Raw genomic sequence first — 3,479 nt, 5'->3', positions numbered from 1 at the left:
GCGGGACGGCGGCTGCACGATCCCCGGGTGCACCGCGCCGCCGTGGTGGTGCGACGGGCACCACGTCACCCACTGGGCCAACGGCGGGGCCACCGACATCGGCAACGCCGCCCTGGTGTGCGGGCGGCACCACACGATCGTGCACCAGCGCGGCTGGACCGCGACCGTCACCGGCACCGGGGTCACCTGGCACACCTGAGGCGCCCGCCCCGCACCCGGCCCGCGACGGCCGGGCATGTGGCATGCCCGGGGTCGGCGTCAGCGAGCAGAAGGTCAGGGCGTCTGCAGGTGCACCACGACGATGCAGACCGCGTTGTCGCCGGGCCGGCGTCGCCCCCTCCCCGCGCCATGGTGCCGACAGCACCCAACTGGTGCCCGCCGGGCCGCGTACGGGCGGAACCCGAGGCGGGATTCGCGGCATACCGGGCACCAGGTGGGGAGGAGGGGGCCCGGAGCAGCGGCGTGGACGCGGCGGACGGCGCACCTGCACCGCCACGTACCCTTGTGCCCCGTGAAGACCTTCGACCAGTTGTATGCCGAGCTGACCGACAAGGCTGCCACGCGCCCCGAGGGGTCGGGCACCGTTGCCGCGTTGGACGCCGGCGTCCATGCGATTGGCAAGAAGATCGTCGAGGAGGCCGCCGAGGTGTGGATGGCCGCCGAGCATGAGGGCCATGAGCGCACTGCCGAGGAGATCAGCCAGCTCCTCTACCACCTGCAGGTGCTCATGGTCGCCTCCAAGATCACGCTCGACGACGTGTACTCCCACCTCTGACCGGCCGCGCCGACCGCGCGCCGCTGCACCCGAAAAGGCCTCCCATGCTTCGCATCGCCGTCCCCAACAAGGGATCCCTGTCCGAGTCCGCCGCCGACATGCTCCGCGAGGCGGGCTACCGCGGTCGGCGGGACTCCAAGGAGCTCGTCCTCACCGACGCCGCCAACGACGTCGAGTTCTTCTTCCTGCGCCCGCGCGACATCGCGGTCTACGTCGGCTCCGGCACCCTCGACGTCGGCATCACCGGCCGCGACCTGCTCCTGGACTCAGGCAGCCCGGCGGTCGAGGTGATGGCCCTCGGCTTCGCCGCGTCCACGTTCCGCTTCGCTGCCAAGCCCGGGGTGGCCAGCGCCGTCCAGGACATCGACGGCAAGCGCGTCGCGACCAGCTACGCCGGGCTGGTCCAGAGCCACCTCGCCGACCACGGGGTCGGTGCGCAGGTCGTGCGCCTCGACGGCGCCGTCGAGACGGCCATCACGCTCGGGGTCGCCGACGTCATCGCCGACGTCGTCGAGACCGGGACCACGCTGCGCAACCAGGGGCTGGAGACCTTCGGCGAGCCGATCCTGCGCAGCGAGGCGGTGCTGATCACGCGTGAGCACAACGGTTCTGCCCAGCCGGCGGTCGACGTGCTGTGCCGCCGGCTGCAAGGCGTCCTGACTGCGCGCAGCTACGTGATGATGGACTACGACGTGCGCGTCGAGCTCGTCGAGCAGGCCTGCGCGCTCACCCCGGGCCTGGAGTCGCCGACCGTGTCCCCGCTGCACGACAAGGGCTACGTCGCCGTGCGCTCGATGGTCCCACGGCACCTGACCAACCGGGTGATGGACGAGCTCTACGAGCTCGGCGCCCGCGCGATCCTGGTCACCGACATCGCCGCCTGCCGGCTCTGACGGGCACCACCGTGGAGCAACCCAAGGCCGACCCGTATGCCGTGTTCCGCCCCCGCCGCGGGCGGCGGGTGGCGCTCGTGGCCGCCGTCCTGTCGGTGCTGATCTTCACCATCGGCGCGATCTCGTTGCCCGGCAAGGACGTGCTCTACGGCGGGTGGGGCTTCGGCGACCGGATGCTGCTCGTGGCCACCGGGTTCGCGGTGGCGTTCCTGATGTGGCGCTACGCCACGATCCGGGCGGTGCCGACCCGTGAGGGCCTGACCGTCCGCAACCTCGTCCTGACCCGTCGGCTGGAGTGGGCGCAGATCGTGCGGGTCCAGTTCGGCGGGGGAGCGCCGTGGGTCAGCCTCGACCTCGACGACACCGACACCGTTGCCGTCATGGCGATCCAGAAGGCCGACGGCGCGTTCGGCAGGGCCGAGGCGGGCCGCCTCTCGGCGCTGGTGCAGGTGCACGGCGCCCGGTTCGACGCCGACTGACGCCGGATCAGGGGGTGCGGGCGCGCCCGGGCCGCATGAGCAGGACCAGGCCGGCCTGCACCACCATGAGGCTCGCGAGCACCAGCCACGTGGCGTGGAACCCGTGGGTCAGGTCGCGCACCGCACCCATCGACGCCGGCCCTAACGAGGCCACGGTGTAGCTGACGAAGAAGGCCATCGCGGCCAGCCGGCCGCTGCCGGCCGGGGTCGAGGAGTAGTCCACGAGCAGCACCAGGCCGAGGGCGAATGCCGCGCCCTGGCCGAGGCCGAGCAGGGTGACCCACACCCACGCGCCGGACTCGGGTGCCAGCAGCAGCCCGAGCAGGCCGAGGATGCCGAGGACAGCGGCCGGCAGGAGCAGCGCGCGGTGGTCCCGGATCCGGTCGGTCAGCGCGGGGGCGACCAGCCCCGAGACGAGCTGGGCCGCGCTGAACACCGACAGCAGGTAGCCGGCCGTGCCCGGGGACCAGCCGTGGTCGACGTACGACGGCGCGATCCACGCCAGGCAGCTGTAGAACTCGAACGACTGGACGGTGAGGTACCCCGCGACCAGCCACGCGGTGGGGTGCCGCCAGGGCAGCCCGTGGCCGCCCTCGTCCACCGGCGGGTTGGCGGACCGGTGCCGCGCGGCGCGGGCCGCGACCGGGGCCCAGGCCAGCGTGCCGACGAGCGCGATGACGCTCCAGGACGCCAGCGAGGCCTGCCAGCTGCCGAGCCACTCCTGCAGCGGCACGGCCAGGGCCGACGACGCGGCGGCGCCGCCCATCATCGCGAACATGTACAACCCGGTGACCAGGCCGGCCCGCTCGGGCGGGAACAGCGCCTTGACCAGCCGGGGGAGCAGGGTGCCCCCGATGGCGATGCCGACCCCGGCCACGAACGTGCCGAGGTAGAGCGCCCACACGTGGGACCCCGCCAGTCGGCACAGCGTCCCCAGACCGACGCAGACGACGGCCACCTCGACCGACATCGCCGCACCGATCCGTGCCCCGAGCCGCTGCGCCGCCGGCGCGAACAGGCCCATGCAGAGCACGGGCAGCGTCGTCAGGGCGCCCATCCAGGCGTTGGACAGGTCCAGGTCCTCGGCGATGGTCCGGGCCAGTGGCGGGACGCTGGCGATGGACGTGCGCAGGTTGGCCGCGACGGCGACGAGCGCCAGCGCCATGAGCCAGACGGGGGCAAGGGTCCGCGGGGCCGCGGTGGAGGTGGTCGTGGTGGACATCGCCGCCAGTCTCGCAGCCGGCAGGGGCCGGTGGGCCCTCACCTCCCCGTCAGCGCTCGCCCCGTCCGTCAGCGCTCGCCCCGTCCGTCAGCGCTCGCCCCGTCCGTCAG

At 73.2% G+C, this 3,479-nt stretch carries 5 protein-coding genes; 4 read left to right on the top strand and 1 reads right to left on the bottom strand.

What is annotated here, in order from left to right:
* From VF825_RS01995 to VF825_RS01980, 4 genes are all read left to right on the top strand, one after another.
* The coding region (locus VF825_RS01995; protein WP_331109598.1) for an HNH endonuclease signature motif containing protein at positions 1–199 on the top strand (199 nt) is incomplete at its 5' end.
* Positions 200–511: 312 nt separating this feature from the next.
* Positions 512–775 (top strand): phosphoribosyl-ATP diphosphatase, encoded by a 264-nt coding sequence (locus tag VF825_RS01990; protein ID WP_331109596.1) that lies wholly within the window; start codon positions 512–514, stop codon positions 773–775.
* Positions 776–819: 44 nt separating this feature from the next.
* Positions 820–1,668 carry an ATP phosphoribosyltransferase gene (gene hisG / locus VF825_RS01985; protein WP_331109594.1) on the top strand — a complete coding sequence of 283 codons (849 nt, stop codon included), beginning with the start codon at positions 820–822 and terminating at the stop codon, positions 1,666–1,668.
* Between the two features lie 11 nt (positions 1,669–1,679).
* A complete protein-coding gene (locus VF825_RS01980) occupies positions 1,680–2,147 on the top strand; it encodes a PH domain-containing protein (protein ID WP_331109592.1) in 468 nt (155 codons plus the stop codon).
* A gap of 7 nt (positions 2,148–2,154) precedes the next feature.
* Here the strand turns inward: VF825_RS01980 and VF825_RS01975 are convergent, their stop codons facing one another.
* Positions 2,155–3,369 (bottom strand): CynX/NimT family MFS transporter, encoded by a 1,215-nt coding sequence (locus VF825_RS01975; RefSeq protein ID WP_331109590.1) that lies wholly within the window; start codon positions 3,367–3,369, stop codon positions 2,155–2,157.
* Between the last annotated feature and the right edge of the window lie 110 nt (positions 3,370–3,479).

The organism is Oryzihumus sp. (genome assembly GCF_036391795.1).
Lineage (GTDB): Bacteria > Actinomycetota > Actinomycetes > Actinomycetales > Dermatophilaceae > Oryzihumus.
Note: the sequence above shows the minus strand (reverse complement) of the source record. Positions and strands in the feature narration are given on the sequence as shown.

Coding starts and splice junctions, on each gene's coding strand:
- hisG (WP_331109594.1), top strand. CDS start 820: ATGCTTCGCATCGCCGTCCCCAACAAGGGATCCCTGTCCGAGTCCGCC.
- VF825_RS01975 (WP_331109590.1), bottom strand. CDS start 3,369: ATGTCCACCACGACCACCTCCACCGCGGCCCCGCGGACCCTTGCCCCC.